This window comes from Aeromonas genomosp. paramedia (genome assembly GCF_023093515.1).
In the GTDB taxonomy this organism is placed as follows: domain Bacteria; phylum Pseudomonadota; class Gammaproteobacteria; order Enterobacterales; family Aeromonadaceae; genus Aeromonas.
In genome coordinates this window covers 163,715-189,378 of sequence record NZ_JAAROG010000003.1, presented here as the reverse complement: position 1 = coordinate 189,378, position 25,664 = coordinate 163,715, and the positions used below count along the sequence as shown (strand labels likewise).

The window sequence follows — 25,664 nt, the reverse complement described above, 5'->3', positions numbered from 1 at the left end:
GGCATGCATTTTATAGTTGAAAACACCACCAACATATTGATTGAAGTCATTAACCCCACCGTTAATGACAACAAAGACATCAAGGGGGCATACCCGCTTTGGTCATGTGAATATCCATAAAAAGTAGAAACAGTCATCACCCAGCGTTGACGGTTTCTTGCACAGAAGGTGTTATAGTCCATCACTCGAGAAATCGGAGCCAGATGACCTTTGTCGGCAACGCTGGCAGCCACGATTCATCAACCAAGGAGATGTTATGAGCAGTCCGTTTATCGAACAGATCAAAGTACGTCGTACCATCTATGCCCTGGGTGACCAGGTGACCCATTCCGAGGCCCAGCTGACGGCCCTCATCAAGGATGCCGTCAAGCACAGCCCCTCCTCCTTCAACTCCCAGAGCTCCCGTGCCGTCATCCTGTTTGGCGAGCAGCACCACAAGCTGTGGGACATCGTCAAAGCTGAACTGAAAAAGATTGTGCCGCCAGAGGCTTATCCCCAGAGCGAAGCCAAGGTCAACGGCAGCTTCCGCGCCGGTTTCGGCACCGTGCTGTTCTTCGAGGACACCGCCGTCATCCAGGATCTGCAGCAGAAGTTCGCCCTCTATGCCGACAACTTCCCCATCTGGTCCGAACATGCCACCGGGATCGCCCAGTTTGCGGTCTGGACCACCCTGGCCCAGGAAGGCATTGGCGCCTCCTTGCAGCACTACAACCCGCTGATCGACGAGGCGGTCCGCAAGGAGTGGGACCTGCCCGCCAGCTGGCTGCTCCGTGCCCAGATGCCCTTTGGCAGCATAGAGCAACCGGCCGGTGACAAGACCTTCATGGATGACGAGGTCCGTTTCCGGGTCTTCGGCTAACCCCTCAGGCCCCCTCGCCGAGGGGGCCTTTGCCCCTGCTTCCCCCGCATTTTCCATGGTGTGCAACCATACTCAGGGCTATCACGCCAACCGCCCTCAGGAGAGACGCATGGGAGAAGCCAGACGCCAGCGTATCTTGTCCACTCTCTATCCCTTGTTTGCCCTGCTCTGTGTCGCCACCATCATCCTGCTGTTTTCACTTGTCGGCATCTTCACCCGGCCTCCCAGCCTGCTGGCGGCCTTCTGGCCCGCCAATGCCGTCCTGCTCGGCATACTGCTGCGTTACCCGCGCCTGGCCTCGCCCCCAGGCTGGCTGGGGGGCCTGCTGGGCTATCTGCTCGCCTCCCTGTTCACCGAGGACCCGCCCCTCAAGACGGCACTGCTCACCCTCGGCAACCTGGCTGGCGTCAGCGTCGGCTACCTGCTGTTCCGCCGGCTGGATCTCGAAGACAAGCGGCTCCGGCGGCCCGCCTCCATCGTCTATCTGCTGCTGATCGCCATGACGGCCTCCCTCGCCGCCGGCCTGGTGGGGGCGGCGATCAACCCCATGCTGTTTCAGGGCTCACACCTCTACGGGCTCGGCTTCTGGTTCGCCAGCGAGCTGGTCAACTACATGGCCATACTGCCGGTGATCCTGACCCTGCCCCCGCCGGGCACACTGCCGGACTGGCGCCGCCTCCTGTATCAGACGAATATCTCCTGGCGCAGGCTGCTGCCCCTGCTGAGCCTGGTTGGCACCCTGCTGCTGACCCTGCTGATCGAGGGGCCTGGCTCCATTGCCTTCCCGGTCCCGGCCCTGCTCTGGTGCGCCATCAACTACTCCGTCTTTGCCACCAGCCTGCTCTCGCTCTCCTTCAGCACCCTGATCCTGCTCGCCCTCTCCAACGGCTATCTGACCATCAGTCAGGATGTCCAGACCCAGTACTGGATGTTCTCGGTGCGGATCGGCGTCATGCTGATTGCCCTCACCCCGCTCACCGCCGCCAGCATAATGGCGACACGCAATAACCTGCTGCGCAGGATGGAATACCTGGCGCACCACGATCACCTCACCGGCGTCCTCAATCGGGCCGGCTTCTGGCCCGGTGCCGAACAGATGGCGGAGAAGCTGGAACGGGGGAAACGCCCCCTCGCGGTCTGCATGCTGGATCTGGACAACTTCAAGGGCATCAACGACCACCATGGTCACGAGACGGGCGACAGGCTGTTGAAGGCCTTCACCACCACGGTGAGCCAGCATCTGCGCCAGGAAGACCTGTTCGGCCGGCTGGGGGGCGAGGAGTTTGCGGTGCTGCTGCCCGATGCCACCGGGGCCCGGGCGCTGGACGTGGTCGAGCGGCTACGGGAGGCGGTTGCCCGGCTGAAGGTTCTGGATGGGGAAGGCAAGCCGGTCTCGGTCACTGTGAGCGTAGGGATAGCCTGCCAGCACCAGGGTCACTTCAATCTGGACAGGCTGCTCTCCCGCGCCGATCAGGCCCTCTATCGGGCCAAGCATCATGGCCGCAACCGGGTGGAGCTGCACGGGGGCGAGGAGGCAGACAGGTGCTCGGGGGAGGCGGCGCCCGCCATGGACTCGGATCCCCCTTGACTCAAAGAGGGCAGCCTCAGTCCGGCAGCAGGCTTGCCATGCAAAGCTGCAGGCCAGCCTCGTCCTCGGTCAGCCGGATCTGCCGCCAGTCCTCCAGCCGCGCCCTGACCCCGCCATCGAACCGCTTGTCGCCCCCGATCTGCACCACCTGACAACCGGCCTGCAGGGCGCTGCGTATCCCCGCCGGGGCATCCTCGAACACCAGACAGTCGGCAGGGGCAAGGCCAAGGTGGCGCGCCGCGAGCAGGTAAGGCTCGGGATCCGGCTTGCCCCGCTCCACATCTTCTGCCCCAATCAACCATCTCGGCAACGGCAGCCCGGCACTGGCCAGGCGGTGCCGCGCCACCCGCTGGCTCGCGGAGGTCACCAGCGCCCAGCGCGCCGGCGGCAGGGCTGCCAGCAGGGTGCGGGCCCCGGCGATCGGCTCGGCCACTCCCGCATGCTGGATCTCCAGCTCGTCGAGCAGCGCCACCTCCCTGGCCAGACCCAGCTGTGGCGCCAGTGCGCGTATCACCTCCCGCGAGCGCACCCCGTGGCACATGGCCAGCACAGGCGCGGGATCCAGCCGATGGCCCTGGCACCAGAGCCGCCAGACGGTCTCCACCTCGGTGGTGGAGTGCACCAGGGTGCCGTCCATGTCCAGCAACAGGGCCTCGGCCCTCAGGGTGAGCACTGTCATGGGGTTCTCCCCGCCAGCACGTCGACGAAGGCCTGTCGCTGGGCCGACTGCTCATAGCAGGCGAGCGCCTGCTCGGTATTGCTCGCCCACACCGGCAGGGGCCCGACGGCAAATCCCTGCTGCAACAGGCTGGTCAGAAGCTCCCCCGTCTCCGGCGCAGCCAGTGGCTGGGCCATTACCAGGCTTCCCTTGATCAAGAACAGATAGCGTTCGCTCGACATGACATGACTCCTTGTGGCTGGTCAGAGGGCCAAAGGCCCGTTTCGAGACCATTAGAACAAGGGTGTTAGATAATTTATAATCAATAAATCGCCACATTAGATAACCAAATGGAATGAAATTCGACTTAAGACAGCTGCAGGCCTTCGTCATGCTGGCCGAGACCGCCAACTACCGGGAGGCCGCCAGTCGGCTCTTCATCACGCAACCGGCGCTGACCAAGCAGATCCAGGGGCTGGAGCTGGCGCTCGGCAGCACCCTGTTCAACCGGGGCCGCCACGGCGCCGAGCTGACCGCCATCGGCACCCAGTTGCTGCCCCAGGCCCGCGCCCTGGTGGAACACGGCAAGGGATTCGAGCACCACGCCCTGGCGCTGGCGAGTGGCGCTGCCGGGCGCCTCAAGATAGGGTTCGGGCTGTCGAGCTTCGCACTGGCCCCCTCCCTGGTGGCCCGCTTCAAGCAGCAGGCCCCGGATGTGATGGTGCACCTGCAGGACATGACCTCCGCCGTCCAGCACGATCTGCTGCTGGCGGGGCGGCTGCAGATCGGCTTTATGCGAAGGCCGCAGGCGCCACAGCTGAGGGAGCACAGGTTGCTGACCGACCGGCTGGTGCTGGCGGTGCCGAGCCAGATGACGGGGCCGGATCCGGCTGCGTTCGACGTGGAGCGGGCGCTGACCACGCAGCCGCTGTTGCAGATGGTGGGCCACCGCTGCCCCGGCCTCAGCCAGCAGATCGCGCGCTTCCTCGGCGCCAACCGGCTGACCGGCATGATCCAGGAGGCGGAAGACATCCAGACCCTGGTGGCCCTGGTGGCCGCCGGCATAGGCAACGCCATACTGCCCCGCAGCGTCGGCTTCATCGCGGGCAAGGACGTGACCCTCTATCCCCTGTCCGGCCCCTGGTCCGAGTGGGAGATAAGCCTGGTGTGGAACCCCGACTTTGCGGATCCCATTCGGGATCGCTTCCTGACCCTGGTCAGGGTCATGCACCCGGAGGCGGAACAAAACGGCGGCAAGGCAAACGGATGAGCACGCACTCTCGTGCTGGCAGGAAGGGCGGGAGAAGGGACACACACATCATCTGATGTGCGCGCCCTCAAGGCTCAGCCGGGATCTGACAACAGCCGGGCCACCTTGATCACCTCGGCGATGCGGCCGAGCTGGCGCAGGGAGGCATGATGCTCATTGGCATCGGCGGCGGCGCAGGCATCTTCCAGTATGGTGATGGCGTAGTCCCGATCGTGGCCATCCCGGGCGGCGGCCTGAATGGCCCAGCCGGTGCTGACGCCGCACAGATAGAGGTGATCGATGTGATTGGCCCGCAGTGCGGGCTCCAGCGCCGTGCCGTAGAAGGGGCTGACCCTGGGCTTGGTCAGCACCAGATCCCCGGGTTGCACGTCGAGCTCGGGGTGAAAGTCGGTGCCTGCCTCAGCCAGGGAGAGGGCGCCGAGCTGGTGGGCCCGGCCAAACATGGGGGAGCCCTTGGGCTGCAGCAGATAGCCGCCATCGAAGCCGACCTTGATGAGCACCACCAGCCAGCCCCTCGCTCGGGCATGGGCCAGCGCCTGGTTGGCATGGAGAATGGCATCCTGCTCCTGCACATGGGCCGCCGAGGCGGCGATGCGTCCGTCCGGGTGGGCGATGTCGTTGATAAAGTCGATCACCAGCAATGCCTTGTTCATGGGTCTGCCTCCTCGGCGTCAATATCCGGCCCCTTACACCAGCCCCAGAGCATAGCGCAGCGCCATCTCCTTGAGCGGGCCCGCCTTGTCCGCCAGGGTCAGGGCCAGGTTGCGGGTCAGGCGCAGCGGCCCTATGTCGTTGCTGAACACCCCGTAGAAGAGATCCATCCCAGACTGCATCAGCAGGTTGTCGGGGTGCCGACGCCGCTCGTAGCGGCTGGCCAGGGCGATGTCGTGCCAGTCAGCCCCCGCCTTGCCGAGCAGCTCGGCCCAGCAGGCCACGTCCTTGAAGCCGAGGTTGACCCCCTGCCCCGCCAGCGGGTTGATGGTGTGGGCGGCGTCGCCGAGCAGCAGCACCCGTCCGGCGTGGTAGTGGTTGGCGTGGCGGCGCACCAGGGGGAAGCTCCCCTTGCCGGTGACGGTGAAGCCGCCGAGCCGGGCCGGGAAGTGACGACGCACCTCCTCCCCCAGCTTCTCGTTGCTCATGGCGGTGAGCGCCCGGATGCGGGCCGGGCTGTCGTACCACACCAGGGAGCCGTGCCGGCCGGGCAGCGGCAGGAAGGCGCGCGGGCCCTGCGGAGTAAACTGCTGCCAGGTGATGTCTTCCTGCTCGAACTCGGTGTCGATATTGATCAGCATGCAGTGCTGGCGGTACTCGAAGCGCGACACCCCGATCCCGGCGAGGCGGCGGGTGAGCGACTCGGCGCCGTCGCAGGCCAGCACCCAGCGCGCCTGCAGCTCGGTGCCGTCATCGAGCAGCAGGCTGGCGTGCTCGGCACCTTGCTGCAGCCGGACCACAGCCGCCGGGGTGTGGGTCTGGATGTTGGGGAAATCCTCCATTCGCCTCAGCAGGGCGATCTGCACCAGCCGGTTCTCTATGATGTAGCCGAGCTGGGGCAGCCCCAGATCCGCCGCGTCGAAGCGGGTGGCAAAGCCGTCCAGCTCCCAGGTCTCCAGCCGGCGGTAGGGGCACAGCCGCATCTGCTGCAGATGCGACCAGGCGCCGGCCTTGTCCAGCAGCGCCACCGAGGCCTGGCTGATGGCGGAGACCCGCAGATCCAGCGGCTGATCCGGGGCGTAATGTTCCGGCAACCGGGTCTCGATGACCCGCACGTTGAGACCCTCTGCCGCCAGCAGGCAGGCGGTGGCGGCGCCCACCATGCCGGCGCCGACGATGGCGATATCACACTGTTCCATAACTTGATTCCTGCAAGGGGTCGCCCCGAACAAGGAAGAGAGGGGCGAACCGAATGGGGCATGATAACGCAAGGAGACCGGATAAACAGTGCGTCAGGCGGGCAATTGCCGCGACGGGCCAGACCATATGGCGGCGGCGCGGCCCCAGACTGGTCAGCACCGGGATTGCGGAGTAAAATGGCCGGTCCTTTGACCCTGCCGATCTCAAACACAGTCAAGAGTAGCAATGAGCAAGAAACTTCATATCAAGACCTGGGGCTGCCAGATGAACGAGTACGACTCGTCCAAGATGGCCGACCTGTTGGACGCCAGCAATGGTTACACGCTGACCGAAGAGCCCGAGGAGGCAGACGTCCTGCTGCTCAACACCTGCTCCATCCGTGAAAAGGCCCAGGAGAAGGTGTTCCACCAGCTCGGTCGCTGGAAGAAGCTCAAGCTGAAAAAACCGGGACTGGTGATCGGCGTGGGGGGCTGTGTCGCCTCCCAGGAGGGGGAAGCCCTGCGCAGCCGGGCGCCCTATGTGGACATCGTCTTCGGCCCCCAGACCCTGCACCGCCTGCCCGCCATGATCAAGCAGGTCCAGGAGGGACGCGGCGCCCAGGTGGACATCGCCTTCCCCGAGATAGAGAAGTTCGACAACCTGCCGGAGCCCCGCGCCGAGGGGGTCACCGCCTTCGTCTCCATCATGGAAGGCTGCTCCAAATACTGCTCCTTCTGCGTGGTGCCCTACACCCGCGGCGAGGAGGTGAGCCGGCCGCTCGACGACGTGCTCTACGAAATCGCCCAGCTCGCCCAGCAGGGGGTGCGCGAGGTGAACCTGCTCGGTCAGAACGTCAACGCCTACCGCGGCCCGACCTTCGATGGCAATGACTGCACCTTCGCCGAGCTGCTGCGCCTGGTGGCCGCCATCGACGGCATCGACCGCATTCGCTACACCACCAGCCATCCCATCGAATTTACCGACGACATCATCGAGGTCTACAAGGACACGCCGGAAGTGGTCAGCTTCCTGCACCTGCCGGTGCAGAGCGGCTCGGATCGCATCCTGACCATGATGAAGCGCCCGCACACAGTGCTGGAGTACAAGTCCAAGATCCGCCGCCTGCGCGCCGCCCGTCCCGACATCACCATGAGCTCCGACTTCATCGTCGGCTTCCCGAACGAGACGGACGAGGATTTCGAGGCCACCATGAAGCTCATCGAGGAGATCAACTACGACATGAGCTTCAGCTTCATCTACAGCCCGCGCCCCGGCACCCCGGCCGCCGATCTGCCGGACGACGTCGACATGGAGGTGAAGAAGGCCCGTCTCACCCGCCTGCAGAACCAGATCAATCACCAGTCCATGCTCATCGGCCGCGCCATGCTGGGCTCGGTACAGCGCATCCTGGTGGAGGGCCCCTCCAAGATGGATCCCATGCAGCTCAGTGGCCGTACCGAGAACAACCGGGTGGTCAACTTCGAGGGGCCGCACCGCCTCATCGGCGGCTTCGCCGACGTGGAGATCACCGACGTGCGCCCCTACTCCCTGCGTGGCCGCTTCATCCGCGGCGAGGACGAGATGAATCTGCGCATCGCCACCGCGCCGAGCGAAATCCTGGCTCGCCGCCCGGATAACGTCCCCGATGATCTCGGGGTGGCGGCCTTCAGACCCCATTAATTTTCTCCCCCCTCCCGAGGGCGGGGGGAACAGCCGATACGAGGACATTTTGAGCCGACACATCTCGACCCTGAACCTGCACCTGGAGCCCGCCGACAACCTGCGTCTCGCCAGCCTGTGCGGCCCCTTTGACGACAACCTCAAGCAGCTGGAGCGCCGTCTCGGCATCGAGATAAGCTACCGTGACAACCACTTTCAGGTGCTCGGCAAGCAGGCCCAGATTGATGCGGCGGCCGCCATCCTCAAGCACCTCTATGTGGAGACCCAGCCCCTCAAGGGGGGCAAGGTGAATGACATCACCCCGGAGATGGTGCACCTGACGGTGCAGGAGTCCCGTGTGTTGGAGCAGGACGATGAAGCGGTCTCATCCCAGCCCTATGGCAAGGAGGTGACGGTCAAGACCAAGCGTGGTCTCATCAAGCCGAGGAGCCCGAACCAGGCCCAGTACATCGCCAACATAGTGCGCCACGACATCAGCTTCGGTATTGGCCCGGCCGGTACCGGCAAGACCTATCTCGCGGTGGCCGCCGCCGTGGATGCCCTGGAGCGCCAGGAGATCCGCCGCATCCTGCTGACCCGCCCGGCGGTGGAAGCCGGTGAGAAGCTCGGCTTCCTGCCCGGGGATCTCTCCCAGAAGGTGGACCCTTACCTGCGCCCCCTCTACGACGCCCTGTTCGAGATGCTGGGCTTCGAGCGCGTCGAGAAGCTGATGGAGCGCAACATCATAGAGGTGGCACCGCTTGCCTACATGCGCGGAAGAACCTTGAATGACGCCTTTATCATCCTGGACGAGGCCCAGAACACCACCACCGAGCAGATGAAGATGTTCCTGACCCGCATCGGCTTCAACTCCAAGGCGGTGGTCACCGGCGACATTACTCAGGTGGATCTGCCGCGCAGCACCAAATCCGGCCTGCGCCACGCCCTGGAAGTACTGCAGGGGGTCGATGGCCTGTCGTTCAACTTCTTCGAATCCAAAGACGTGGTGCGCCACCCCGTGGTGGCCCGCATAGTGCAGGCCTACGAGGCGTTCGACGCCCAGCAGGCGGCCGAGAAGAGCGCCCCCAATACCCGTAACGAGAACACCAGCAAAGAGAGTGCCCAATGAGCGTGACCCTGGATCTGCAGCTGGCCTGCGCCAGCACCGACGGCCTGCCGACCGAAGCCCAGCTGCAAGGCTGGCTCGATGGCACCATTTCGGGTTTCCAGGACGAGGCCGAGGTGACGGTGCGCCTGGTGGACGAGGCGGAGAGCCGCGAGCTCAACCACACCTATCGCGGCAAGGACAAGCCCACCAACGTGCTCTCCTTCCCGTTCGAAGCCCCCCCCGGCATGGAACTCCCCCTGCTCGGGGATCTGGTGATCTGTCGCCAGGTGGTCGAGGCCGAGGCGGTCGAACAGGGCAAGCCCCTCATGGCCCACTGGGCTCACATGGTTGTGCACGGCAGTCTGCATCTGCTAGGTTATGACCATATCGAGGACGAGGAGGCCGAGGAGATGGAGGCGCTCGAGCGCGACATCATGCAGGAACTCGGTTTCCCCGACCCCTATCTAAATGATGAAGAGTAAGGGCTGACGAGGCGATCACGGCATTGAAACACGCCGCTGTCATCCTTATATAACCAAGACAATATCCCCTGTGTTCACACGAGTAACCAAGAGAGAAAATGACCGACGATCACCCTAGTACCGGCTCGCCGAAGAAAACCTGGCTCGACAAGCTCAGCCAACTCTTCCAGGGCGAGCCAAAAGACCGCAACGATCTGGTGGAAGTCATCGCCGATGCGGAAGAACGTGACCTCATCGATCAGGACACCAAGGACATGATCGAAGGCGTGCTCGAAATTGCCGAGCTGCGCGTGCGTGACATCATGATCCCCCGCTCCCAGATGGTGACCATAGAGAAGTCCCAGCCGGTGGACGACTTCCTGCCCGTCATCATCGAATCCGGCCACTCCCGCTTCCCGGTGATCAACGAAGACAAGGATCACGTGGAGGGTATCTTGCTCGCCAAGGATCTGCTGCCGTTCGGCTTTGGCGGCCATCACGCCAGCGAGCCGCTGCAGCTCGAGAAGATCCTGCGCCCCACTGTGATAGTGCCGGAGAGCAAGCGGGTCGATCGCCTGCTCAAGGAGTTCCGCGAAGAGCGCTACCACATGGCCATAGTGGTGGACGAGTTCGGCGGCGTCTCCGGTCTGGTGACCATAGAAGACATACTGGAACTTATCGTCGGCGAGATCGACGACGAGTTTGACGACATCGAGGATGAGCCGGAAGAGATCCGCCGCATCAGCAAGCGGGTCTTCTCCGTCAGCGCCCTGACCGAGATCGAGGATTTCAACGACTTCTTCGGCACCCAGTTCAGCGATGAAGAGGTGGATACCGTGGGCGGCCTGGTGATGCACGCCTTCAGCCACCTGCCCAAGAAGGGCGAGGAGATTGAGCTGGACGGCTATCTGTTCAAGGTGATGCACGCGGACCGTCGCCGCCTGCAGCAGTTGCAGGTGAAGATCCCGGAGAATCACGCGGCGGCCCAGCCGGAGTCCTGATCCCGCCCTCTCCGCGCCGTCAATCAACGCCCCTGCACTCAGGGGCGTTTGTCATTCTGCCGCCCTTGCGCCTTCCCATTCCCCTGCTGCGCGCCCCTTCGACATCCGGCTGGCCGGGAGGCTCGTCGTTGGCGCGGTTTGCGGTTAAGATGTCGGCCATTCCACATTATTCAGCCCAATTCGAGCCCCGATCCCCCGTGAAATCGAAACTTCTGACAAGCCTGTTCGCCCTGGCCTCTGGCGCCATCGCCGTGCTGGCCTTCTCCCCTTTCGGCTACTGGCCTCTGGTGATCCTCTCCCTGCTTGGCCTCTATGCCCTGCTGGACAAGGCCAACCCCAAACAGGCGGCCTGGCGCGGCTTCGGTTATGCCATGGGGCTGTTTCTGCCCGGACAGTGGTGGATCCATGTCAGCATGACGGAGTTTGGCGGCATCCCGCTGCCCGCCGCCTTCGTGCTGCTGGCCGGCCTCTGCGCCTATCTCTCCCTCTACCCGACCCTGGCCTGCTGGGTCTTCGCCCGCTTCTTTGGCGGCCGCCACTGGAGCCGCTGGCTGCTCGCCTTCCCGGCGCTCTGGCTGATGGCCGACTGGCTGCGGGGCTGGGTGATGACCGGCTATCCCTGGCTCTGGTTTGGTTATACCCAGATAGACGGCCCCCTCAAGGGCTTCGCCCCCATCCTCGGGGTTCAGGGCATCACGCTCGCCCTGCTGCTCACCACCTCCGCCCTCTGGCTCACCTGGCAGAGCCGCAAGCCCGCCTGGCTGCTGCTGCCCGTCGTGCTGGTCGGTGCCGCCCAGGGGCTGATGCAGCTCAACTGGGTGACCCGGGGCGAGCCGGTCAAGGTGGCCCTGGTGCAGGGCAACATAGCCCAGTCCCTCAAGTGGGATCCCGAGGCCCTGATCCCCACGGTGCGCACCTATCAGGATCTCAGCCGCGAGAATCAGGACGCCGACATCATCATCTGGCCTGAATCGGCGATCCCGGCCATCGAGAAGGAGATGGGCACCTATCTGGAGAGCCTGGACAAGGCGATGAAGGTGAACGACACCGGCCTGCTGGCGGGGATCATCCATTACGATCTGAAGCAGCAGCGTTTCTTCAATACCGTGCTCGGCATGGGGGTGCAGGATCTGGACGGCAAGGAGTCCTATCACTACGAGCACAAGAACCGCTACTACAAGTACCACCTGCTGCCCATCGGCGAATATGTGCCGTTTGAAGATCTGCTGCGCCCCATAGCCCCCTTCTTCAACCTGCCCATGTCCTCCTTCAGCCCGGGAGATGCGGTGCAACCGAACCTGATCGCCAAGGGGCTCAAGTTCGCCGCCGCCATCTGCTACGAGATCATCTTCCCGGACGAGGTGCGCCGTAATGTGCAGCCGGACACCGACTTCCTGCTGACCGTCTCCAACGACGCCTGGTTCGGCACCAGCATAGGCCCCTGGCAGCACATGGAGATAGCCCGGATGCGCGCCCTGGAGCTGGCCCGTCCGCTGCTGCGCGACACCAACACCGGCATCACCATAGTCACCGAGATAGACGGCAGCATCATCGCCCAGATCCCCCAGTTCGAGGCGGGGGTATTGAGAACCGAGGTGCGCCCCGCCCACGGCGCGACCCCCTACCTGCGCTTTGGCAGCTGGCCCATGTACGCGCTGGCCGCCCTGCTGCTCGGCCTGGCGCTGGTGCTGCGCCCCCGCGCCCACCCCTGGGCGCGCAAGCTCTGAGCATGTTAAGAACATAAAAAGAGGCGCCCAAGGGCGCCTCTTTTTTATAACCTCATCACCCTATGTCAAGGTGAGAGCGGTTCGCGATGATACTCGTTGGCCCCGCACTCTGGGCAGGTACCGAGCTGCTGCGGGTGCAGCACAGTCTGGCGCCACTCGCAGTGATCGCATACCAGCACCCCCAGCCCCACCCAGTCGCCAGCCCGATAGATGCCCTTGTGTTCCAGCTCGTCCGCCAGCTCGCTCCACTCCACCTGGGCGCGGTCGGTCACGTCCGCCAGCCAGGACCACACTGTATCCTTCAATGCCAGCATAAAGGCGGACTCGGGCACCTCGGCGCGGCTCTCGTCATAGTTGCCGAGATCCCGCTTCACGTATTCTGCGATCAGCGCCAGCTCGTCCTGGGTCAGATCGCCGGCCGCCTCCAGATAGGCCTGTACCTTGGCGATCATCCGGTTGAGGCGCTCTCCCTGAAACTCTTCGGTCTCCTCCCACTGCTTCTTGAGCTGGGCGATGAAGGCTTCATACCCTTGTCGACGTTTGTCCATGGCCATTACTCCTCTGCTGAACCCTGATCGTGCCCGGCCTGAGCCAGAGACTGAGCCGTGCTGGCGGTGGTTGCCGCCCTCTGTCACCCCTGCTGCTCCGTGAAACCTCGATGCTGCCCGGGGCGGCCTGAGGCCGGGCGGATGCTGGCGGTTGTTGCCGCCGCAGGATATGGGTATTCTATCGGGATTTCCCAGCTGATTTATCTATTCATTTCACAGATCCGGATGTCACCAATGCAAGAGCAATACGTTCCCCAATCCATAGAACCAGCAGTGCAACAGCACTGGGATGCCAAGAAAACCTTCAAGGCCGTGGAGAAAGTAGACAAGGAAAAGTTCTACTGCCTCTCCATGTTCCCTTATCCGTCTGGTCGTCTACACATGGGGCACGTGCGTAACTACACCATAGGTGATGTGATCTCCCGTTATCAACGGCTCAATGGCAAGAATGTGCTGCAACCCATCGGCTGGGACGCCTTCGGTCTGCCGGCGGAAAACGCCGCCATCAAGAACAGCACGGCACCGGCCCCCTGGACCTACGAAAACATCGAATACATGAAGAACCAGCTGAAGATGCTGGGTCTGGGCTATGACTGGGACAGAGAGCTTGCCACCTGCAAGCCGGACTACTACCGCTGGGAGCAGTGGTTCTTCACCAAGCTCTACGAGAAGGGTCTGGTCTACAAGAAGACCTCCTCCGTCAACTGGTGCCCGAACGACATGACGGTGCTGGCCAACGAGCAGGTGATCGACAACTGCTGCTGGCGCTGCGACACCCCGGTGGAGCAGAAAGAGATCCCCCAGTGGTTCATCAAGATCACCGACTACGCCGAAGAGCTGCTCAGCGACATCGACAATCTGGAAGGCTGGCCGGAGATGGTCAAGACCATGCAGCGCAACTGGATTGGCCGCTCCGAAGGGGTCAACATCAGCTTCAATATCGAGGGTCAGGACGAGCAGCTGGAGGTCTACACCACCCGCCCGGACACCTTCATGGGCGTGACCTATGTGGGCATTGCCGCCGGTCACCCGCTGGCCGCCCAGGCTGCCGCAACCAATCCCGAGCTGGCTGCCTTTATCGAGGAGTGCAAGCACACCAAGGTCGCCGAGGCTGACATGGCGACCATGGAGAAGAAGGGCATGGCCACCGGCCTGTACGCCATTCACCCGCTGGATGGCCGCAAGGTGCCGGTCTGGGTCGCCAACTTCGTGCTGATGAACTACGGCACCGGCGCCGTCATGGCTGTGCCGGGCCACGACCAGCGTGACTTCGAGTTCGCCACCAAATACGGCCTCGACATCAAGGCGGTGATCAAGCCGGTCGATGGCGACGTGGACGTGAGCGAAGCGGCTTACACCGAGAAGGGCGTGCTGTTCAACTCCGGCGAATTCGACGGTCTGGACTTCCAGGGCGCCTTCGATGCCATCGCCAGCAAGCTGGAAGGCCTCGGTCACGGCAAGCGTACCGTCAACTACCGCCTGCGTGACTGGGGCGTCTCCCGTCAGCGTTACTGGGGTGCCCCCATTCCCATGCTGACCCTGGCTGACGGCACCGTGGTCCCGACCCCGGAAGATCAACTGCCGGTGCTGCTGCCCGAAGACGTGGTGATGGACGGCATCCAGAGCCCCATCAAGGCCGACGCCGAGTGGGCCAAGACCACCTACAGCGGCCAGGAAGCGTTCCGGGAAACTGACACTTTTGACACCTTCATGGAGTCCTCCTGGTACTACGCCCGTTACTGCTCCCCGGACTACGACAAGGGCATGCTGGATCCGGCGGCCGCCAACCACTGGCTGCCGGTGGATCAGTATATCGGCGGTATCGAGCACGCCTGTATGCACCTGCTCTACGCCCGTTTCTTCCACAAGCTGCTGCGGGACGCAGGCCTGGTGAACAGCGACGAGCCGTTCAAGCGCCTGCTCTGCCAGGGCATGGTGCTGGCCGACGCCTTCTACTACAAGGACGAGAAGGGCGGCAACGTCTGGGTCAGCCCGACCGACGTCAAGGTGGAGCGTGACGACAAGGGCCGCATCACCAAGGCCGTCGATCTTGAGGGCCGCGAGGTGATCCACTCCGGCATGACCAAGATGTCCAAGTCCAAGAACAACGGCATAGACCCGCAGCTGATGGTGGAGCGTTACGGCGCCGATACCGTCCGCCTGTTCATGATGTTCGCCTCCCCGGCCGACATGACCCTGGAGTGGTCCGACTCCGGCGTAGAGGGCGCCCAGCGCTTCCTGCGTCGCCTGTGGCGCACCACCTTCGAGCACGTCTCTGCAGGTGCCGCACCGGCACTGGATGCCGCCGCCCTCTCCAACGAGCAGAAGGCTGTGCGCCGCGAGCTGCACAAGACCATCGCCAAGGTGAGCGATGACGTGGGTCGCCGTCAGACCTTCAACACCGCCATCGCCGCCATCATGGAGCTGATGAACAACCTGGCCAAGCTGGGCTCTGACGAGCAGGACCGCGCCCTGATGCAGGAAGCGCTGGAAGCCGTGGTCGTCATGCTCTACCCCATCACCCCGCACATCGGCTTCGAGCTGTGGAAGATGCTGGGCAAGGAAGGGGACATCGACGTCGCGGCCTGGCCGGTGGCGGATGAAGCGGCCATGGTCGAGACCGAGAAGCTGGTGGTGGTGCAGATCAATGGCAAGATGCGCGGCAAGCTGACCGTCCCGGCCGAGATAAGCCAGGCCGACCTCGAGAAGCTGGCCATGGCCGATGCCTCGGTGCAGAAGTTCACCGAAGGCCTGACAGTACGCAAGGTGGTCTACGTACCGGGCAAGCTGCTCAACATAGTCGCAAACTGAGGATGACCAGCACTCCCGACCTCCTCCCCCTGTCGGGGGAGGAGGGCTGCCGGGGTCTGAATCCATATGTGACGGCGGGCAAGCGCCCGCCGTTCTTCACTTGATGCAAAGAGGAATTCACATGGGCATGTCCCTCACTCGCTGGATTGCCATCATGCTGACGGGCCTGCTGCTGCAGGCCTGCGGTTTTCAGATGCGGGGAACCGCCATCCCCCCGGAGCTGATGACCATGAAGGTGGTCGGTGACAACAAGAGCGACTTCTATCGGCTGGTGACCACCCGCCTCAAGGCCTCCGGGGTGACCCTGGCAGACAAGGAGGGCATTCCGGTGCTGACCCTGTCCGGCGTCGGCAGCACCAGTCAGGTTGCCTCGGTCGACTCCATCGGCCAGGCCCGTGAGTACCTGCTGGGCTACAACACCCAGTTCACCGTCTCCATGCCGGGCAAACCGACCCAGGTCTTCCCCATCACCTTCAACCGCAGCTTCCTGAACAAGCCGGATGCGGCGCTGGCCTCCTCCCGCGAGCAGGAGCAGCTTGGCAAGGAGATGCAGGAGCAGGCCGCGAACCTGGTGATCCGTCAGCTGAGCCAGGTCAAGTTCTGATGTGCGTATCTTGATGAGAGTGTGTTGATGAGAGTCTATCCCGAGCAGTTCAGCGATCATCTCAAGGCAGGGCTCAAGCCCTGCTATCTCGTTTTTGGTGACGAGCCGCTGCTCAAGCTCGAGGCCATCGACGCCGTGCGCCAGGTGGCCCGCAAACAGGGGTTCGATGAACGCCACAGCTTCGTGGTGGAAGCCGGGCTGGACTGGAATCAGGTCTATGATGCCTGTCAGGCCATGAGCCTCTTCTCGGCCCGCCAGATCATCGAGCTGGAGCTGCCCGCCAAGGTCGACAAGGATCTCGCCGCCCGCATCACGGAGATCGGCAAGCAGCTTCATCCCGACCTGCTGCTGGTGCTCTCGGGGGGGCGTCTCAACCAGACCCAGATGAAGGCAGCCTGGTTCGACAAGCTGAGCCAGAGCGGCACCTATGTGCCGGTCAATCACCCCGAGCCCCGTTTTTTCCCGCGCTGGATGAGCGCACGATTTCAGCGTTTCGGCCTCAAGGCGCTGCCGGATGCGGTCAACTTCATGTGTCACGCCTTTGAGGGCAACCTGCTGGCCGCGAGCCAGGAGATAGAGAAGCTGACCCTGCTCGGCCCGCCCCAGCCCATCAGCGTCGCCTATCTGCAAGAGACCATCATACGGCACGCCCACTTCACCCCGTTCCAGCTCGTCGATACCCTGCTGGAGGGCAAGGTGAACCGGGCCCAGCGCATCCTGCTGGCGCTGCGGGCCGAGGGCACCGAGCCCGGCATGCTGGCCTGGACCCTGTGCCGGGAGCTGGAGCAGCTCACCGAGCTGGCCCTGGCCGCCCGCGCCGGTCAGCCGCTGGTGGAACACTTCAGCCGGTTGCGCATCTGGCAGAGCCGCCAGCAACTCATTCAGCAGGCCCTGACCCGGCTGCCCGTTGGCAAGATACAGCAGCTGTGGCAACTGATGGCCCGGCTCGACGACGCCCAGCGCCGGTTCGACACCGAGCAGGCCTGGCTGATGTTGCAGACCATAGCCCTGGGTTTTCGCGATGGCACGCCGCTGCCCCTGCTGGAGGCAGGACCATGCTGAGCGCCCCGGTTGAACGCAGGGCCAGCCCCTTGGGGACCCTCCATGATCTGACTGGGAGAATCTCATGCTGAAGGCCCCCATCGGCATCCTGGGCGGCACCTTCGACCCCATCCACATCGGTCATCTGAGGCCCGCTATCGAGGCCCGCGACGCCCTGGGCCTGGCCGAGGTGCGCCTGCTCCCGAACCATATCCCGCCCCATCGCGCCAACCCCTTCTGCTCCAGCGAGCAGCGGCTCGCCATGGTCGCACTGGCGGCGGCGGAGAACCCGGGCTTCGTGGTGGATGAGCGGGAGCTGCAACGGGACAAGCCCTCCTGGACCATAGACACCCTCATCGAGCTCAAGCAGGAGCTGCCGGATACCCCAATCTGTTTCCTGATGGGCATGGACTCCCTGCTCGGCTTGCCGAGCTGGCATCGCTGGCAGGAGCTGCTCGATCATGCCCACCTGGTGGTGAGCAAGCGCCCGGGCTGGCAACCGGATTACCCGGGCGAAGTGGCCAGCCTGCTGGCCCGCCACCAGACCCGGGATGTGCAGGATCTGCATCGACACCGCCAGGGCCATGTCTGGATCGCCGACAACCTGCCCATAGAGCTGTCGGCCACCCGGCTGCGGGCTCTGCTGGCGGCGGGGCAGGATCCCAGGTACCTGCTGCCGGCCCCGGTCGCCGACTACATCCGGCAGCACCGGCTCTATCAGCCATCGCCAGGCCGGTGAGCGGCGCCACGCGGGTTTGTCAGCCGACACCCTGAGGCGCAGCCGGCACAGGCTTGACTATTGTCCCGCCCGGTTGCGCACTATAGTGATCAACAGGGGCCTGCCTTGCCCACGGGCGGCGGCCCCGGATCCATTCCCCTTTGCCAGACTGGGAAACGGGAGTGACCATGATATAATCCGCCGCCCTCTGGCGCCGGAAGATAGGAGAAGACATTGCAAGGCCAAGAACTGCTCGCCTTTATCGTCGACAAGATCGATGACATGAAAGGCCGCGACATCATCACCCTGGATGTACGCGGCAAATCCAGCATCACGGACACCATGATCATCTGCTCCGGCAACTCCAATCGCCACGTCAGCGCCATCGCCCACCACCTGGCCAGCGAGGCCCGCCATGCGGGGCTCGATCTGCTCAGCGTGGAAGGTCAGCTCACCGGTGAATGGGTGCTGGTGGACATGGGTTCCGTCATCGTCCATGTGATGCAGGATGAGTACCGCGACTTCTACCAACTGGAGAAACTCTGGGGTGGCACCCAGGTGCAAGCGTAACGAACGATGAAGATCCAGTTGATTGCAGTGGGCACCAAGATGCCTGCCTGGGTAGAGCATGGCTTCGAAGAGTACCGTCGCCGTTTCCCGAAAGACATGCCGTTCGAACTCGTCGAGATAGGCGCGGGCAAACGCGGCAAGAATGCCGACATTCCCCGCATCCTGCAAAAGGAGGGGGAAGCCATGCTGGCCGCCGCCGGCCGCTCGCGCATCGTCACCCTGGACATTCCCGGCAAGCCCTGGACCACGGAGCAGCTCGCCGTGCAACTGGAAGCCTGGAAGCTCGATGGCCGGGATGTGGCGCTGCTGGTGGGCGGGCCTGAAGGCCTGTCCCCCGAGTGCAAGGCCGCCGCCGAACAGAGCTGGTCCCTGTCACCGCTGACCCTGCCCCATCCATTGGTGCGGGTGCTGGTGGCCGAGAGCCTCTACCGGGCCTGGAGCATTACTACCAATCATCCGTATCACAGGGAATGAGCCATGATCCCTTGGCACATCACGCCCCCATACACCCAGTACCACAGGGAATAGTCCATGTGGTACCCGCCCTTGCTCCCCGTCAGCCATAAGGTAACGGCATGCTGAAGAATCGCATCGAAATGCGCGATCACAGTGCCGAGGGACGTCTGTTCTTCCGGCGCACCCTGGTAGCCTACATCGGCATGGTCGTCCTCATGCTGGTGCTGCTGGGTAATCTCTACTACCTGCAGGTAGAGTCTTACGAAACCTATCAGACCCGCTCCAACGACAACCGGATCCGGGTCGTGCCGGTGGCACCGCCACGGGGCCTCATCTATGACGCCAACGGGGTGCTGCTGGCGGAGAACCGCCCTGTCTACAGCCTGGAGATAGTGCCGGAAGAGACCGAGGATCTGGAGAGGACGGCCGACGAGCTGATCACCCTGCTGGCCCTGCCGGAGGGGACCAAGGAGCGGTTCCTGGCCGAGGTGAAGCGCCAGCGCCGCTTCAAGCCGGTGCCCCTGTTCGAGAAGCTGACCGAGTATCAGGTCGCGCTCTTCTCGGTCAACCAGCACAACTACCCGGGCGCCAGCATTGAGGCCTATCTCAAGCGCTACTACCCGTTTGGCGATACCCTGACCCATGCGCTGGGCTATGTGGCCAAGATCAACACCCGTGACGTGGAGCGCCTCGACAAGGAGGACAAGCTCGCCAACTATGCCGCCACCAAGGACATCGGCAAGCAGGGGGTGGAGAAGTTCTACGAGGATCAGCTGCACGGCGTGGCGGGCTACCAGGAGGTCGAGGTCAACAACCGCGGCCGGGTGGTGCGCACCCTCAAGTTCCAGCCGCCGGAGCCGGGCAAGGACATCTACCTCAACATCGACATCCGCCTGCAGTTGAAGGCGCAGGAGCTGCTGGCCGGCCGTCGGGGCGCAATCGTCATGATGGATCCCAATACCGGCGCCATCCTGGCCATGGAGTCGAGCCCGAGCTACGACCCCAACCTGTTCGTGACCGGCATCTCCAACACCAACTACTCGGCGCTGCTCAACGATCCGGCGCGCCCGCTGGTGAACCGCACCACCCAGGGCATCTATGCTCCCGCCTCCACCGTCAAGCCCATGATGGCGGTGATGGGGCTGAACGAGGGGGCCATCACCCCCAACTATCGCTACTTCGGCGGTCCCAGCTTCTCCATCCCGGGCACCACCAAGAAGTTTCGCGACTGGCGCCGCTGGGGCCATGGCTGGCTCGACGTCTATCGCGCCATCGAGGTATCGGCTGACACCTACTTCTACGATCTCGCCTACCGGGTCGGCATCGACAAGATCCACAGCTACATGACCAAGTTCGGCTTCGGTCAGTACAGTGGCGTCGACCTCTATGAAGAGACCAAGGGGGTCATGCCGTCCCGCGACTGGAAGATGGCGCGCTGGCGTCAGCCCTGGTATCAGGGGGACACCATCTCCATCGGCATCGGTCAGGGCTACTGGAGCTCCACCCCCATCCAGCTCGCCAAGGCGATCAGCATACTGACCCAGAACGGTCACGACGTGACGCCGCACCTGCTCAAGAGCACCGCCTCGGCGGATGGCGTGGTCAACGCCCCCATCAACCCGAACGTGGCCATCGCCGCCAAGAGCGACACCTACTGGCAGGTGGCCAAGGATGGCATGTGGCGCGTCATCAACGGCCATGAGGGCACCGGCCGCCGCGCCTTTGCCAATACCCCCTACAAGGCGGCGGGCAAGTCCGGCACCGCCCAGGTGGTGGGCCTCAAGGAGAACCAGGTCTACAACGCAGCCACCACCAAGGTGGAGCACCGTGACAACGCCCTCTTCGTCGCCTTCGCACCGTTCGAGGCCCCCAAGGCCGTGGTGGCCCTGGTGCTGGAAAACGCCGGTGGCGGCAGTGCCATGGGGGCGCCGGTCGCCCGCCACATGCTGGACGCCTACCTGCTGCCGCCAGAACCCCAACTGCCGCCGGCGCCCGACAAGCCGTCCACCCAAAGCCCGGATCAGAGCGAGGCCGTGCCCAATGAATAACGTCGCACGCCCGCCTCTTGCCTCCCCGCCCGAGGCCATCCATGCAGAACGAGGTCTTCTCTCATGAGTAACTCCGCCCGCCAGCAGAGTATCTGGTACAAGCTGCACATCGACCTGCCGCTGCTGCTCGGCCTGCTGGCGCTGATGACCCTCTCCATGGTGGTGCTCTACTCCGCCTCGGGCCAGGACTTCGACTCCATAGTGCGCCAGCTGGTGCGTGGCGGCCTCGCCTTCGGCCTGATGATAGGCCTGGCCCAGCTGCCCCCCTCCCTCTATGCGCGCTGGTCCGTGCCCCTGTTCACCCTGGTGGTGCTGCTGCTCATCGCGGTGGACGTGTTCGGCCATATCGGCAAGGGGGCCCAGCGCTGGCTGGACCTCGGTTTCATGAAGTTCCAGCCCTCCGAGGTGATGAAGCTCTCCATGCCCATCATGGTGGCAGCCTGGCTCAGCCGGCATTCGCTGCCGCCGAAGTTCAGCCATGTGATGATAGCCCTGGTGATGGTGCTGCTGCCCACCCTGCTCATCGCCGCCCAGCCCGATCTCGGCACCTCCATCCTGGTGGCGGCCTCCGGCTTCTTCGTCATCTTCCTGGCGGGGATCAGCTGGTGGCTGATCGGGCTCGCTGTCTTGCTCATCTGCGCCTTCATGCCGGTGCTCTGGTTCTTCCTGATGCACGACTACCAGCGCCAGCGGGTGCTGATGCTGCTGGACCCGGAGAAAGATCCCCTCGGCCGCGGCTACCACATCATCCAGTCCAAGATAGCCATCGGCTCAGGCGGCGTGTTCGGCAAGGGCTGGCTGCAGGGCACCCAGTCCCAGCTGGAGTTTCTGCCCGAGCGCCACACCGACTTCATCTTTGCGGTGTTCAGCGAGGAGTTCGGCCTGGTGGGGGTGGCCCTCTTGCTGGTGATCTACCTCTATATCATCAGCCGCTGCCTCTTCATCTCCATGCAGGCCCAGAACAGCTTCGAGCGCCTGCTCGGCGGTGCCCTGACCCTCACCTTCTTCGTCTATGTGTTCGTCAACATGGGCATGGTGAGCGGCATCCTTCCTGTGGTGGGGGTGCCCCTGCCCCTGGTGAGCTACGGCGGCACCTCCATGGTGACCCTGATGGCAGGCTTCGGCATCCTGATGTCCATCCAGACCCACAGACGACTGCTGGCCTGATGAGAGCTGGCTGGCTGGTGCTCTGCGCCTGTTCGCTCACGGCGGGCGCGAGCGTCTCCCCCGAGCGGCTGAGCCTGCTGGCCGAGCAGCAATCCGTGCCGCTGGCCGAGTTGCAGGCCGCGACCGCCCAGGCGCGGCTGCGCCAGGAGGTGCTCGACACCATCAGCCGTCCCTGGGAGGCCAAGCCCTGGCATCGCTACCGGCCGCTGTTCGTCACCCCGGAGCGGATCCGGGACGGGGTCGGCTTCTGGCAACGCCACGCCGCCACCCTGACCAGGGCCGAGCAGCACTACCGGGTGCCAGCCTCCCTCATCGTCGCCATCATCGGCATAGAGACCTTCTATGGCCGCCAGATGGGCCGCCACCCGGTGCTCGACAGCCTCTATACCCTGGGGTTCCACTACCCCGCCCGCGAGGAGTTCTTCGCCAAGGAGTTCGCTCAGCTGGTGCTGCTTGCCCGGGAAGAGAAGTGGCCACTCACCGCTCTCAAGGGCTCCTATGCCGGCGCCATGGGCATGGGCCAGTTCATGCCCTCCAGCTATCGCCACTACGCCGTCGACTTCGATGGCGACGGCAAGCGGGATCTGTTTGCCAACCCGGCGGACGCCATCGGCAGCGTGGCCAACTACTTTGCCGAGCACCGCTGGCGCTGGGGGGAGTCTGTGGTGGAACCCGCCTTGATCGGATTGGCGCCTGTAGGTACCCTGCTTGCGCCCGAGCCCGAGCTCAAGCAGCGCTGGGCCGAGCTGGCTGCCGCCGGGATTGAACTCGCCACCCCGCTGGCACCGGACACGCCAGTGAAACTGCTGGCATTGGAGCAGGCCGATGGACCGGAATACTGGGTCGCGCGCCACAATTTTTATGTGATCACCCGCTACAACCGCAGCCCTCTCTATGCGATGGCGGTGCATCAACTCAGTCAAGCCATCCAGGACGCATATGCATTACAGCCACAAACTTCTCCCCCTCACGCTGACCTTGTTGCTGGCCGCCTGTAGCAGCCAACCGGAGCAGGCTCCCCCGCCGCCGGTCCAGGTGCAGCCGGAAAAACCCCAGGTGATCGAGATACCGCAGGCGACCGGCGCCATCCCGCGCCCCGAACCCATGAGCGAGAGCGGCAACCGGGACTACTGGATCGGCAAGCAGAAGTACGAGGTGTGGCGCGACATCAAGCACTACAGTGAGGAGGGCACCGCCAGCTGGCTGTCCCAGGATCTCGATGGCAACAAGACCGCCAACGGCGACGTGCAGGACAGCACCCTGTTCAGCGCCGCCCACCGCAACCTGCCGCTGCCGAGCTATGTGCGGGTCACCAACCTGGACAACGGGCTGGAGACCATAGTGCGGGTCAATGATCGCGGCCCCTTCGGCAGCGAGCGCCTGATCGATCTCTCCCATGCCGCGGCCAAGCAGCTGGAGATGGTCGATGGGGGCGAGGCCAGGGTGCGTCTCGAGCTCATCACCGATCAGCCGGATCAGATGGTCGAGATGGTGCCCATGACACCGATGCAACCCATGCAGCCGGCTGCCCAGGAGGCCGCCTTCCTGGGTGAGGCCCAGCCTGCGGCTGCAACCACAGTCACCCCGGCCAAGGCGGCTCCCGCGGCCGCCGCCACGGCGACCGGCACCCTCTCCACGCCCAAGGCCGCAACCGGCCAGGGCAAGATGATCCAGGTGCTGGCCAGCGGCTCCCAACCCAGGGCCGAGGCCATGGGCAAGGTGATGACCCAGCGCTACGGCGTGCCCTACCAGGTGGTGGCCCACGACGCCATCTTCCGGGTGCTGCTGGGACCGGTCGCCGCCGATCAGCAGGCAAGCCTGCTGGAACAGATCCGGCAGGGAGGGCTGGAGCAGGCCTTTATCGTTCCTTGATAGAAACGGAACACAACCTTATCCAGGCGTCACGTCGTTTCCCGGCGTGACGCCGACAACCGATGGATAAAAAACCAGACCAGATGGCACACCGGACTATGACCGACCGGCACATCTGGTATAGTGGAGCCCGCTTTTTTTCAACTTGGGTAATCCCCATCCAGGCACCAGGAATTTCAAGATGTCCAAATTTGCCCGTTCCGTTATTCTGGCCTCCCTGCTAAGCGCGACCGCCCAGGCCAACCAGCCGGTACCGACGCCGGATTCGGCGCTGCCGACTGCCCAGCCGGTCCCCACCCTGAACAGCGCCCCCATGGTGGTGCCTGCCGCGCCGGAGATCTCCGCCAAGGCCCATATTCTGATCGACTACTACTCCGGTCAGGTGCTGGCAGAGCAGAACGCCGAAGAGCGTCTGCCCCCCGCCAGCCTGACCAAGATGATGACCTCCTACATCATCGGCCAGGAGCTGCTGAAGGGGAACATCAAGCGCACCGACATGGTGACCATCAGCCAGAACGCCTGGTCCAAGAACTACTCCGACTCCTCCAAGATGTTCATCGAGGTGGGCAAGCAGGTCTCGGTCGATGATCTCAACAAGGGCATCATCATCCAGTCCGGCAACGACGCCTGCGTCGCCATGGCCGAACACCTGGCGGGCAGCACCGACTCCTTCGCCAGCCTGATGAACTCCTGGGCCGCCAAGCTCGGCATGAACGACAGTCACTTCATGAACCCCCACGGTCTGGATGCGGAAGGCCACTACAGTACCGCCCATGACATGGCCCGCCTGGGTCAGGCGCTGATCCGCGACCTGCCGGAGGAGTACAAGATCTACTCCCAGAAGTCGTTCGTGTTCAACGGCATCACCCAACACAACCGCAACCGCCTGCTGTGGGATCAGTCCCTGCAAGTGGATGGCATCAAGACCGGCCACGTCAGCCAGGTCGGCTACAACCTGGTCTCCTCCGCCACCAACAACGAGGGCATGCGCCTGATCGCCGTGGTGCTGGGCGCCAGCAGCGAAGGTTCCCGCGCCGCCGAGAGCAAGAAGCTGCTCACCTACGGTTTCCGCTTCTTCCAGAGCCTGACCCCCTACAAGGCGGGTACCGAGCTGGTGACCCAGAAGATCTGGATGGGCGACAAGTCCGAAGTGAAACTGGGCGTCGATCAGGATGTCTCCGTGCTGGTCACCCGTGGCCAGGGCAACAACCTGAAGGCGGACTTCCAGCTCGAGAGCGAGCTGAAGGCCCCGCTGGCCAAGGGTCAGCGCGTCGGTACCGTGTTCCTCAAGCAGGGTGACAAGGAGATCAAGCAGGTTCCGCTGGTCGCCCTGGAAGAGGTGCAGGAAGGTGGCCTGATGAGCCGTCTGTGGGATTACCTGGTGATGCTGGTCGCCAGCTGGTTCAAGTAACCTGCGCACGATCCTGACCAAGCAGCGGCGCCAACAGGCGCCGCTGCTGTCTTTACCGCATCATGGCAGTGAATAACCCTGCAATCTGCAGGTTCCGCCGACGCTCCATTTGTGGTAAAAAGCAGCATTCCCACGTCCTGTCGACCTGGCGGGCTTGATCCCGCGCCGGGCAGTGCCCATATAAGATGGAGCCGTGCCCATGATTGACGCGACTGGCGGCCCGAGTCCCTCGGCCAGACAAGATGCAAGATGAAGTC

24 protein-coding genes are annotated in these 25,664 nt (G+C 63.8%); 19 read left to right on the top strand and 5 right to left on the bottom strand.

The features are described 5' to 3' along the window. The first annotated feature begins 256 nt into the window (after positions 1–256). Positions 257–859, top strand: a complete 603-nt coding sequence (locus HB860_RS03365; RefSeq protein ID WP_139435787.1) for a nitroreductase family protein — start codon at positions 257–259, stop codon at positions 857–859. A 109-nt stretch (positions 860–968) separates the two neighbouring features. Then, positions 969–2,447: a sensor domain-containing diguanylate cyclase gene (locus HB860_RS03360; protein ID WP_247625737.1), complete on the top strand. Its 1,479-nt coding sequence runs from the start codon at positions 969–971 to the stop codon at positions 2,445–2,447. Between the two features lie 16 nt (positions 2,448–2,463). Here the strand turns inward: HB860_RS03360 and HB860_RS03355 are convergent, their stop codons facing one another. Both HB860_RS03355 and HB860_RS03350 read right to left on the bottom strand, forming a co-directional pair. Continuing rightward, on the bottom strand, positions 2,464–3,126 hold the full coding sequence (locus HB860_RS03355) for an HAD-IA family hydrolase (RefSeq protein ID WP_247625736.1): 663 nt from the start codon (positions 3,124–3,126) through the stop codon (positions 2,464–2,466). After that, positions 3,123–3,347, bottom strand: a complete 225-nt coding sequence (locus HB860_RS03350; RefSeq protein WP_247625735.1) for a hypothetical protein — start codon at positions 3,345–3,347, stop codon at positions 3,123–3,125. Before HB860_RS03350 ends, HB860_RS03355 begins: the two co-directional genes overlap by 4 nt. Positions 3,348–3,460: 113 nt before the next feature. Between HB860_RS03350 and HB860_RS03345 the strand changes: the two genes are divergently transcribed. Next, complete coding sequence (locus HB860_RS03345) at positions 3,461–4,375, top strand: LysR family transcriptional regulator (RefSeq protein WP_247625734.1); 915 nt, start codon at positions 3,461–3,463, stop codon at positions 4,373–4,375. A 74-nt stretch (positions 4,376–4,449) separates the two neighbouring features. Here the strand turns inward: HB860_RS03345 and HB860_RS03340 are convergent, their stop codons facing one another. Continuing rightward, positions 4,450–5,028, bottom strand: coding sequence for a cysteine hydrolase family protein (locus HB860_RS03340; RefSeq protein ID WP_139435802.1), 579 nt, complete (start codon positions 5,026–5,028; stop codon positions 4,450–4,452). Between the two features lie 33 nt (positions 5,029–5,061). Beyond that, on the bottom strand, positions 5,062–6,225 hold the full coding sequence (locus HB860_RS03335; protein WP_247625733.1) for an FAD-dependent monooxygenase: 1,164 nt from the start codon (positions 6,223–6,225) through the stop codon (positions 5,062–5,064). 226 nt (positions 6,226–6,451) lie between these two features. Here HB860_RS03335 and miaB point away from each other — a divergent pair, with 226 nt between their 5' ends. From miaB to lnt, 5 genes are all read left to right on the top strand, one after another. Then, on the top strand, positions 6,452–7,885 hold the full coding sequence (gene miaB / locus HB860_RS03330; RefSeq protein WP_139435807.1) for a tRNA (N6-isopentenyl adenosine(37)-C2)-methylthiotransferase MiaB: 1,434 nt from the start codon (positions 6,452–6,454) through the stop codon (positions 7,883–7,885). Positions 7,886–7,934: 49 nt separating this feature from the next. After that, positions 7,935–8,993: a PhoH family protein gene (locus HB860_RS03325; protein WP_139435810.1), complete on the top strand. Its 1,059-nt coding sequence runs from the start codon at positions 7,935–7,937 to the stop codon at positions 8,991–8,993. Continuing rightward, complete coding sequence (ybeY, locus tag HB860_RS03320) at positions 8,990–9,454, top strand: rRNA maturation RNase YbeY (RefSeq protein ID WP_247625732.1); 465 nt, start codon at positions 8,990–8,992, stop codon at positions 9,452–9,454. Before HB860_RS03325 ends, ybeY begins: the two co-directional genes overlap by 4 nt. Before the next feature lie 98 nt (positions 9,455–9,552). After that, positions 9,553–10,434, top strand: coding sequence for a CNNM family magnesium/cobalt transport protein CorC (gene corC, locus HB860_RS03315; protein WP_005329827.1), 882 nt, complete (start codon positions 9,553–9,555; stop codon positions 10,432–10,434). Between the two features lie 149 nt (positions 10,435–10,583). Continuing rightward, a complete protein-coding gene (lnt, locus tag HB860_RS03310) occupies positions 10,584–12,161 on the top strand; it encodes an apolipoprotein N-acyltransferase (RefSeq protein WP_247625731.1) in 1,578 nt (525 codons plus the stop codon). Between the two features lie 65 nt (positions 12,162–12,226). On the opposite strand, the gene HB860_RS03305 is transcribed toward lnt, so the two are convergent. Beyond that, positions 12,227–12,709: a zinc ribbon-containing protein gene (locus HB860_RS03305; protein WP_247625730.1), complete on the bottom strand. Its 483-nt coding sequence runs from the start codon at positions 12,707–12,709 to the stop codon at positions 12,227–12,229. A gap of 234 nt (positions 12,710–12,943) precedes the next feature. Here HB860_RS03305 and leuS point away from each other — a divergent pair, with 234 nt between their 5' ends. The 11 genes from leuS to HB860_RS03250 all read left to right on the top strand — a co-directional run bounded on the left by leuS (position 12,944) and on the right by HB860_RS03250 (position 25,407). Further along, the gene (leuS, locus tag HB860_RS03300) at positions 12,944–15,520 is read left to right on the top strand and encodes a leucine--tRNA ligase (protein ID WP_247625729.1); all 2,577 of its coding nucleotides are present in this window, start codon (positions 12,944–12,946) and stop codon (positions 15,518–15,520) included. A 121-nt stretch (positions 15,521–15,641) separates the two neighbouring features. Beyond that, positions 15,642–16,124 carry an LPS assembly lipoprotein LptE gene (gene lptE, locus HB860_RS03295; protein WP_247625728.1) on the top strand — a complete coding sequence of 161 codons (483 nt, stop codon included), beginning with the start codon at positions 15,642–15,644 and terminating at the stop codon, positions 16,122–16,124. A gap of 27 nt (positions 16,125–16,151) precedes the next feature. Further along, positions 16,152–17,186: a DNA polymerase III subunit delta gene (gene holA / locus HB860_RS03290; RefSeq protein ID WP_247625727.1), complete on the top strand. Its 1,035-nt coding sequence runs from the start codon at positions 16,152–16,154 to the stop codon at positions 17,184–17,186. 64 nt (positions 17,187–17,250) lie between these two features. Continuing rightward, on the top strand, positions 17,251–17,904 hold the full coding sequence (gene nadD, locus HB860_RS03285) for a nicotinate-nucleotide adenylyltransferase (protein WP_247625726.1): 654 nt from the start codon (positions 17,251–17,253) through the stop codon (positions 17,902–17,904). A 213-nt stretch (positions 17,905–18,117) separates the two neighbouring features. Further along, on the top strand, positions 18,118–18,453 hold the full coding sequence (gene rsfS, locus HB860_RS03280) for a ribosome silencing factor (RefSeq protein ID WP_139434100.1): 336 nt from the start codon (positions 18,118–18,120) through the stop codon (positions 18,451–18,453). A gap of 6 nt (positions 18,454–18,459) precedes the next feature. Next, positions 18,460–18,927 carry a 23S rRNA (pseudouridine(1915)-N(3))-methyltransferase RlmH gene (gene rlmH / locus HB860_RS03275; RefSeq protein WP_005298242.1) on the top strand — a complete coding sequence of 156 codons (468 nt, stop codon included), beginning with the start codon at positions 18,460–18,462 and terminating at the stop codon, positions 18,925–18,927. A gap of 101 nt (positions 18,928–19,028) precedes the next feature. Further along, positions 19,029–20,957 (top strand): penicillin-binding protein 2, encoded by a 1,929-nt coding sequence (mrdA, locus tag HB860_RS03270; protein ID WP_247625725.1) that lies wholly within the window; start codon positions 19,029–19,031, stop codon positions 20,955–20,957. A 63-nt stretch (positions 20,958–21,020) separates the two neighbouring features. Then, positions 21,021–22,124 (top strand): rod shape-determining protein RodA, encoded by a 1,104-nt coding sequence (gene rodA / locus HB860_RS03265; protein ID WP_139434103.1) that lies wholly within the window; start codon positions 21,021–21,023, stop codon positions 22,122–22,124. Further along, a complete protein-coding gene (mltB, locus tag HB860_RS03260) occupies positions 22,124–23,122 on the top strand; it encodes a lytic murein transglycosylase B (protein WP_247625724.1) in 999 nt (332 codons plus the stop codon). Before rodA ends, mltB begins: the two co-directional genes overlap by 1 nt. After that, the gene (locus tag HB860_RS03255; RefSeq protein WP_247625723.1) at positions 23,064–23,996 is read left to right on the top strand and encodes a septal ring lytic transglycosylase RlpA family protein; all 933 of its coding nucleotides are present in this window, start codon (positions 23,064–23,066) and stop codon (positions 23,994–23,996) included. The genes mltB and HB860_RS03255 overlap by 59 nt, the downstream gene beginning before the upstream one ends. Before the next feature lie 181 nt (positions 23,997–24,177). Next, complete coding sequence (locus HB860_RS03250) at positions 24,178–25,407, top strand: D-alanyl-D-alanine carboxypeptidase family protein (RefSeq protein WP_005329807.1); 1,230 nt, start codon at positions 24,178–24,180, stop codon at positions 25,405–25,407. The last annotated feature ends 257 nt before the right edge of the window (positions 25,408–25,664 follow it).

Bases quoted from the DNA above. Each gene is read 5' to 3' on its own strand.
- HB860_RS03250 (WP_005329807.1), top strand. From the start codon at position 24,178: ATGTCCAAATTTGCCCGTTCCGTTATTCTGGCCTCCCTGCTAAGCGCG.
- HB860_RS03305 (WP_247625730.1), bottom strand. From the start codon at position 12,709: ATGGACAAACGTCGACAAGGGTATGAAGCCTTCATCGCCCAGCTCAAG.
- HB860_RS03360 (WP_247625737.1), top strand. From the start codon at position 969: ATGGGAGAAGCCAGACGCCAGCGTATCTTGTCCACTCTCTATCCCTTG.
- lnt (WP_247625731.1), top strand. From the start codon at position 10,584: ATGTCGGCCATTCCACATTATTCAGCCCAATTCGAGCCCCGATCCCCC.
- HB860_RS03335 (WP_247625733.1), bottom strand. From the start codon at position 6,225: ATGGAACAGTGTGATATCGCCATCGTCGGCGCCGGCATGGTGGGCGCC.
- holA (WP_247625727.1), top strand. From the start codon at position 16,152: ATGAGAGTCTATCCCGAGCAGTTCAGCGATCATCTCAAGGCAGGGCTC.
- rlmH (WP_005298242.1), top strand. From the start codon at position 18,460: ATGAAGATCCAGTTGATTGCAGTGGGCACCAAGATGCCTGCCTGGGTA.
- ybeY (WP_247625732.1), top strand. From the start codon at position 8,990: ATGAGCGTGACCCTGGATCTGCAGCTGGCCTGCGCCAGCACCGACGGC.
- HB860_RS03345 (WP_247625734.1), top strand. From the start codon at position 3,461: ATGAAATTCGACTTAAGACAGCTGCAGGCCTTCGTCATGCTGGCCGAG.
- corC (WP_005329827.1), top strand. From the start codon at position 9,553: ATGACCGACGATCACCCTAGTACCGGCTCGCCGAAGAAAACCTGGCTC.
- mrdA (WP_247625725.1), top strand. From the start codon at position 19,029: ATGCTGAAGAATCGCATCGAAATGCGCGATCACAGTGCCGAGGGACGT.
- rodA (WP_139434103.1), top strand. From the start codon at position 21,021: ATGAGTAACTCCGCCCGCCAGCAGAGTATCTGGTACAAGCTGCACATC.
- HB860_RS03350 (WP_247625735.1), bottom strand. From the start codon at position 3,347: ATGTCGAGCGAACGCTATCTGTTCTTGATCAAGGGAAGCCTGGTAATG.
- HB860_RS03255 (WP_247625723.1), top strand. From the start codon at position 23,064: ATGCATTACAGCCACAAACTTCTCCCCCTCACGCTGACCTTGTTGCTG.
- HB860_RS03365 (WP_139435787.1), top strand. From the start codon at position 257: ATGAGCAGTCCGTTTATCGAACAGATCAAAGTACGTCGTACCATCTAT.
- nadD (WP_247625726.1), top strand. From the start codon at position 17,251: ATGCTGAAGGCCCCCATCGGCATCCTGGGCGGCACCTTCGACCCCATC.
- HB860_RS03340 (WP_139435802.1), bottom strand. From the start codon at position 5,028: ATGAACAAGGCATTGCTGGTGATCGACTTTATCAACGACATCGCCCAC.
- HB860_RS03355 (WP_247625736.1), bottom strand. From the start codon at position 3,126: ATGACAGTGCTCACCCTGAGGGCCGAGGCCCTGTTGCTGGACATGGAC.
- mltB (WP_247625724.1), top strand. From the start codon at position 22,124: ATGAGAGCTGGCTGGCTGGTGCTCTGCGCCTGTTCGCTCACGGCGGGC.
- leuS (WP_247625729.1), top strand. From the start codon at position 12,944: ATGCAAGAGCAATACGTTCCCCAATCCATAGAACCAGCAGTGCAACAG.
- lptE (WP_247625728.1), top strand. From the start codon at position 15,642: ATGGGCATGTCCCTCACTCGCTGGATTGCCATCATGCTGACGGGCCTG.
- miaB (WP_139435807.1), top strand. From the start codon at position 6,452: ATGAGCAAGAAACTTCATATCAAGACCTGGGGCTGCCAGATGAACGAG.